The sequence below is a fragment of the Salegentibacter haimaensis genome (genome assembly GCF_054121495.1).
On record NZ_JBSYGH010000030.1, the window covers coordinates 1 to 6,191 of the forward strand.

Annotated in this window: 7 protein-coding genes; all 7 read left to right on the forward strand. The window is 37.6% G+C overall.

The window, feature by feature from the left end; translation table 11 throughout:
• Positions 1-186 precede the first annotated feature (186 nt).
• The 7 genes from ACW6QP_RS15245 (at position 187) to ACW6QP_RS15275 (ending at position 5,991) form a co-directional block, all read left to right on the forward strand.
• On the forward strand, positions 187-480 hold the full coding sequence (locus tag ACW6QP_RS15245) for a type II toxin-antitoxin system HigB family toxin (RefSeq protein WP_311505140.1): 294 nt from the start codon (positions 187-189) through the stop codon (positions 478-480).
• 4 nt (positions 481-484) lie between these two features.
• Complete coding sequence (locus ACW6QP_RS15250; protein ID WP_457911740.1) at positions 485-841, forward strand: helix-turn-helix domain-containing protein; 357 nt, start codon at positions 485-487, stop codon at positions 839-841.
• 170 nt (positions 842-1,011) lie between these two features.
• Positions 1,012-1,689 (forward strand): DUF6624 domain-containing protein, encoded by a 678-nt coding sequence (locus tag ACW6QP_RS15255; protein WP_457911741.1) that lies wholly within the window; start codon positions 1,012-1,014, stop codon positions 1,687-1,689.
• 230 nt (positions 1,690-1,919) lie between these two features.
• Positions 1,920-3,446 (forward strand): IS1182 family transposase, encoded by a 1,527-nt coding sequence (locus ACW6QP_RS15260; protein WP_457911742.1) that lies wholly within the window; start codon positions 1,920-1,922, stop codon positions 3,444-3,446.
• Between the two features lie 94 nt (positions 3,447-3,540).
• Positions 3,541-4,344: a DUF5694 domain-containing protein gene (locus ACW6QP_RS15265; protein ID WP_457911743.1), complete on the forward strand. Its 804-nt coding sequence runs from the start codon at positions 3,541-3,543 to the stop codon at positions 4,342-4,344.
• Between the two features lie 23 nt (positions 4,345-4,367).
• Entirely contained in the window at positions 4,368-4,916 is a 549-nt protein-coding gene (locus ACW6QP_RS15270) for a hypothetical protein (RefSeq protein WP_457911744.1), read from the forward strand.
• The gene (locus ACW6QP_RS15275) at positions 4,840-5,991 is read left to right on the forward strand and encodes a DUF4932 domain-containing protein (protein ID WP_457911745.1); all 1,152 of its coding nucleotides are present in this window, start codon (positions 4,840-4,842) and stop codon (positions 5,989-5,991) included. The genes ACW6QP_RS15270 and ACW6QP_RS15275 overlap by 77 nt, the downstream gene beginning before the upstream one ends.
• Positions 5,992-6,191: the final 200 nt, after the last annotated feature.

Genomic DNA, 6,191 nt, shown 5'->3' on the forward strand with positions numbered 1-6,191 from the left:
AAAAACAATGCTATCTTAGTACCAAATCGAAAATCAATGCTCGCTTGTATCGCTGATTGTCCTGCGGACAATCACGCGCGCCAGCTCGCACTGTTTTTATACGGGACGTTAGCTCCAATATTTTTTCAGAAAATTTAGTTACCATTTTGGTAATTTTAATCTATCTTTGTTTCAAAATAATTTAATGTGAGAATTATTGCGAAACGAACTTTACGTGATTTTTGGATAAAACACGCTGATAGTGAACAACAATTAAAATCGTGGTATCGAGAAACTGAAAAAACAAATTGGAATAATATAAATGATCTAAAGAAAGATTATCCGAGTGCAAGTATTCTACAAGAAAACAGAATTGTTTTCAACATCAAAGGTAACTCCTATAGATTAATTGTGAAGTTCAATTTTGAGTATCAGATCTGCTACATAAGATTTATTGGAACTCACGCAGAATATGATAAAATAGACGCTAATAATATTTAATAAGATGAGAATTAAACCGATTAGAAACGAAGAAGATTATCAAAATGCTCTTCAAAGACTTGATGAGATTTTTGATGCAAAAAGAGGAACTGAAGAAGGTGATGAATTGGAAATATTAGCCATTTTAGTTGATAATTATGAAAATGAGCATTTTCCGATAGGGATGCCTGATCCAATAGAAGCCATTAAATTTAGAATGGAACAAATGGGAATGAAACAAAAAGATCTTGCCGAAGTTTTTGGGTTCAAAAGTAGAGTAAGCGAAATTTTAAACAGAAAAAGAAAGTTGACTTTAGAAATGGTAAGGAAATTACATACTACCCTACACATTCCGACTGAAGTTCTCGTCCAGGATTATTAATCCGAACAAAAAAATACAGGAGCTAACAGCGCATAACTCAAATAGCGGGTAGTATAGTGAAAATGGTTATTTTAGAAACCAATTAAAAATCAATAAGCCGACAACTCCGAGTCCTATTTCCCGCGACTTGTGTTATGCGCGGCCGTTGTAGCCAATTTTAGTCAAGAAAAATGAGATATACAATTACCATAATACTTCTTTTAATCATAACGAATATTTCTGCTCAAGAAATCAATTATGACCTTAAGGTAAAACTTGATTCTATTGAAGAAAAGGATCAAGAACTTAGAAAATTATTTTATCCAATTTTAAATGAAGAAAAGAAATCCATTCTAACAAAGTTTGGATATACGTGGGAAGAATTTAAAGAAGAAGGTTGGGAAATTGTATCAAAACAGGACACAATAAATATTCAGCAGATTTCCAGTATTATTGATAAATATGGTTATCCAGGAAAATCGATAGTTGGAAAACCAACAAATACAGTTGCCTGGAGTGTTATACAGCATTCAAAAAGAATTGAAGAATATTTCCCATTAATAAAAAAAGCAGGTTTAGAAAACGAAATACCAATGACTTTAGTGGCTATGATGGAAGATAGAATGTTAATGTATAAAGGATTGCCGCAAAAATATGGGACGCAAGCAAGCGGACGTGAAATTAAAGATCCCAAAACGGATGAAATCATATGGGAATCATTTATATGGCCAATCGAGTCTCCTTCCTCGGTTAATGAATTAAGAAAAAAAATTGGATTTGAACAAAGTATAGAAGAGAGTGCAAAAGATATGGATATCGATTATAAAGTTCTGACTTTAGAAGATATCAAAAGCATTAGTACAAACTAAAACTGGCAACAACAACGGTTCATCGCCAATAAGCGGCAGCGGAAGAAAGAAAATAATTGACTTGACCAACAAACCAATACTAAGCCGACAAATCCGCGTCCCTTACTCCGCCAACTGGCGATAACCGAGACCGTCAGACTGTCTAATAACCTTCTGAATCTTAATAACTTTGTTCATTTCTTATCATTCTGGTTTTATCAGCGATTGAGCATTTGCAGTACTTTCATGCTATGAGATTTATAGAAGGAAAAGATCGCAAACAATCCTCGCTGTTCCCGGTGTCATTAGATGATACTATCGAACAGGAGAACGAGGTCAGGGCCGTAGATATTTTTGTGGATAGCCTGGACCTGAAGCATATGGGTTTTCGGGTGCATTTCCCCGAAGGCGGACGTCCAGCCTACCACCCAGGAGTATTGCTCAAGTTATTCATCTATGGGTATATGAACCGGCTTCGCTCCTCAAGGATGTTGGAGCGTGAGTGCAAACGCAATATTGAACTGATCTGGCTTCTAGGGCAACTTTCCCCAGACCACAATACCATTGCCAATTTTAGAAAAGATAATCCCGAGGCCATAAAAAAGGTGTTCCGAGCTACGGTGGTGCTGGCCAAAAACTTCAACCTTATTGGGGGAAAGCTTATTGCAGGGGACAGTACAAAACTAAGGGCCCAGAATAGCAAAAAGAACAATTTCAATAAAAAGAAGATTGACCGCCACCTGCAGTATATCGAGAATAAACTTCAGGAATATAACAAGGCCCTGGAAAATGCCGATGGTACTTTAGCTAAAGAAAGCATCCATAAAGAGATAGATAAGCACAACAAACGAAAGAATAATTACCACAGGTTACAGAACCAGTTGGATCAAACCAAAGAAGAGCAGATCTCTACTTCCGATCCCGAGAGCCGGCATATGGTCCTACGCAATAATATTACGGAGGTAGCTTACAATGTCCAGTCCACCGTTGATGCCGAGCATTGCATCCCCATTGATTACGAGGTGACCAATCGCAATGACTCCAAAGCTATGGGGGCGATGGTCCGAAGAGCAAAGGCCGTCCTGGGAAGCACCGATTTTACCGCACTCTTTGATAAAGGCTACCATACAGGGTCTGAACTGGAAATTGCGCAAAAGCTAAAGATTAAAACCCTGGTGGCTATTCCGGCCCCCGCCTCCAATGCACCAGATCCTAAATACAATATTCAAAATTTTATTTATGACCAGCAAGAAGATCATTATACATGTCCGGAGCAGCATTTACTAAAAACCAATGGGAACTATTACACCAACCACAGGGGAAAATCCAATGAGTCAAAATTCAAACAATATAAAACAAAAGCCTGCAAAGGATGCCCGGTGCGGGAATTTTGTACCACGGCCATAAACGGAAGGATCCTTGCCAGGAATATATTTACGGCTGTTTATGAAGAAAACCGAAGGAATATGGAGGCGGATCCGGAATTGTATCGGCAAAGACAGGCCATCGTGGAACACCCCTTTGGGACTATAAAAAGGCAATGGGGCTTTGACCATATCCTTTCCAAACAAGGCAAAAAACGTGCTTCTGCAGATGTTGGCTTCATCTTTATTGCCTATAATCTCAAACGAATATTGAATCTAATAGGTAAAAAAGCCTGGAGCATACTCCTGAAGACCATTCATAGCTATTTTACAACCTGGTTATGCAGCGATAGATCGATTTTAAGGACTAAGAAGCATTTTGATTTAGCAGATACATTTTACAGATCATTTTAAAACCTTCCCTAAAAAACCTTATTTTAGTCCATAATTGGCAGCAACCAAGAGGTTTTTAGACAGACTGCCGTTGGCAAAAATTTTTAATTTAAAAATGAGACATCTAATAATCTTGACAGGCTTACTCTTGTTCTCTTCAACCTTTGGGCAAGTTGAAAAAAAAGAAAAAATCCAAATTGCCCTATTGGGGAGTATTCATTTTACGCCTTCCACACAGGATACCTACAGTACAAATGCATTAAAATTAACGGAACAAAAGCAAAAGGAAATTGAAGAAGTTGTCCTAAAACTGGCACGCTTCAATCCCGATCAAATATGCATCGAAATACCTGTAAATAAACAGGAAGGTGTAGACAGGCAGTATCAGCGATATCTTGAAGGCACGTATGAACTCGAGCTTAACGAGATTGATTTGCTTGGATTCCAAACCGCAAAAAAATTGAACCTGCCCCGGTTGACCTGCGTGAATTATCTAGGAAAGTTTAACACCACGACTGTTGAGCAAGCAGCAGAAGTGTATGACCAACAGTATATCATCAAAGAAACACACCAATATGGACAAGGGTTTGTACAGGAAATGAATGAAATGGAAAAGAACCTATCTGTAGCTGATAATCTCATATATCTAAATAGCCCAAATACCCTCAAAAAAAACCTGCAACTTTATACAAAGTATTACGCAAAAGTAGGCAGTGGAAGTAATTACGAGGGGACTGAACTGGTTGCCGGGTGGTACAAAACAAACCTTCATATCTATACCAATATTTTAAGGCAAGTGCAATCAACAGACAAAGCAATACTGGTTATTTATGGGCAGGGACATATTCCCTTGCTCAAGCATTTTTTTGAATCCAATCCTGATTTTGAAGTGGTTGATATAAAGTCCATATTAGAATAAATAGCAATGCAAAATACATCACGATGAAATTAAAGTTTCCTCAAATATTAAAATATACCGATAGGATTTTAAGTGTCTCAGCTGTTTTAATTAGTCTGGGCACACTTTACATTCTCATTCATCAAACCAACCTGAACAGAAAGCAATTTGAACTTTATCAAAAGCAATTGAGTGCCTCCGTTTTACCGTATCTCGAGTTGGGAAGTTCCAGTCCCAATGAGCTTGAATATGAATTGATTTTGATTAATAATGGGTTGGGACCTGCATTCATAAAAAGTATCCGGATCCTTTATGAGGGAGAAATATATAATGAAGACCCTGGGAGATTTCTTCAACATCAGGGGTTTAAAAAAGATTCCTTGGATTATATCTATACCGACTTGTACGTGGACAGGCTAGTCCCCTCAGGCGAAAAAATCATTCTCCTTGCCGTTGAGAATGACCAGCACAGTGCAAAGTATTTAAGAACCATTTTTTCTGAACAAAAAGCCACTATTGAAATTGAATATGCCTCAGCATTTGATGAAGAATGGATCATCAAAGGATTTGGCACATACCGCAAAAAGAAATAAGCTTATTACTTTAAAACAAATGAGATCTGTTATAATCACAATCCTATTTTTGGTATTTTCCAATGCAGCCCAAAGCCAACATAATTATGTGGTTGAAGTACATAAGGGCACGGAGCTGTTGCACATCATCAATTATCTGGGTGGGGTCTATAGTCCGGCAGTACAAAACTCAAGTTATCAAAAAGCAGTGGACGAGTGGTTTGTCCACTTCAAAGACCATCCTGTGGTTGAGGTTGCCAAGAAGCTTCCCTATAATGACTTTGTTGATTTGGGTTGGTGTATCCAATTCCCGGATTATAGTATAACATTCCCTGAAAAATACGGCTATTTTGATCAGATAGTGGATGAAAACATCCTTATCGACTATCTGACATTGTGTGCGGAATTTGCCAGAGCTTCTGATTTTATGGGCTTTTTTGCCAGCCAAAAGGATAACTACAGCAAATGGGAAAATCAATTCCAAACTAAATTACAGGAAGAGAAACCATTGCAAACATTGGAAAATTTCTATCAAGCACCATTAGGGCAAAAAATATTCTTCTCTATCTCACCCATAGGAGTGGTGCTTAGGGCAAATATTTTTCAGGAAGCAATCAGCCCCGAAAACAAAATTTATGCTCCTGTCATTATCCCGTTTGACAAAAGGTATATCGATAATGAAAGTAAAGAACCCAACTTTGAATATTCTAAAGAGTCACTAAACAACAATGTATGGCACGAGGTAAGCCATCTTTATTGGGAACAGCTGAACGCTCCATATCGTAATGAAATACTAGCACTTAAATATTCAGACTTACTTTCAGAAAATTTTAAAACATTTGAAAGTGAAGCCCAAAACACCTATTACTACATCCACGAAATCATATCGGATGCAGTTACCATATTTTTGAAGGAAAAATATATTGGAATTGAAGAAGCCGAAGAGCATCTTGCCTTGAACGAATCTTATGGAAGTCCGTTGTATCGCAAAGTGGTCAATCTAATAGAAAATGAGTATTGGGATGACAGGGAAAAGATTAATTTTCAAGAATTCATCCCTCGAATAATAGCATTAATAAAAGATGAGGGCCAATAACTTTTGCCAACATTACCTAAGAGCAAGCGGGCGGAAAGTGCTAAAATGAAAGTGATTACTTCCAACAAACCTTGATCGTGGCGAACAGGGAATTGGGATTTAATGCCCGCCTGCTCTTAGCCAAACCGTTGTGTGTAATAATAGCCACTAAAAATTTACGCTTGCTATAAACGAGAAAATGCCTCAAAACAAATTTAATT

Coding starts and splice junctions, on each gene's coding strand:
- ACW6QP_RS15250 (WP_457911740.1), top strand. CDS start 485: ATGAGAATTAAACCGATTAGAAACGAAGAAGATTATCAAAATGCTCTT.
- ACW6QP_RS15255 (WP_457911741.1), top strand. CDS start 1,012: ATGAGATATACAATTACCATAATACTTCTTTTAATCATAACGAATATT.
- ACW6QP_RS15260 (WP_457911742.1), top strand. CDS start 1,920: ATGAGATTTATAGAAGGAAAAGATCGCAAACAATCCTCGCTGTTCCCG.
- ACW6QP_RS15265 (WP_457911743.1), top strand. CDS start 3,541: ATGAGACATCTAATAATCTTGACAGGCTTACTCTTGTTCTCTTCAACC.
- ACW6QP_RS15270 (WP_457911744.1), top strand. CDS start 4,368: ATGAAATTAAAGTTTCCTCAAATATTAAAATATACCGATAGGATTTTA.